Source organism: Microbulbifer mangrovi, from assembly GCF_002009015.1.
Lineage (GTDB): Bacteria > Pseudomonadota > Gammaproteobacteria > Pseudomonadales > Cellvibrionaceae > Microbulbifer > Microbulbifer mangrovi.
Map to the genome: position 1 here is coordinate 1 of NZ_LZDE01000011.1, position 245 is coordinate 245.

Here is a 245-nt window from a genome sequence, read left to right on the forward strand (position 1 = left end):
TATCACTACGACGCGCTAGACCGTCTGACCCAGGTCGAAGGTCCAAACCCCGAGCACTTCGTCCACGACCCCGCCTCCAACATCCTCGCCGCTGCAGGCAGCGCCGAGGAAGCAAAGGAGCAGGCGGGCTCAGCTCAGATCAGCGGCAACCGGCTCAAGTTCCGTGGCGATACTCACTACGAGTACGATGTTCACGGTAACCGTGTCGCTGCATTGCGTGGCAAAGGTCAGAAGCTACAGACTCG

At 60.4% G+C, this 245-nt stretch carries 1 protein-coding gene; it reads left to right on the forward strand.

The window, feature by feature from the left end:
- Positions 1–245 (forward strand): hypothetical protein (locus B4U49_RS00050; protein ID WP_143735405.1); only part of this gene is annotated, 245 nt, incomplete at both ends.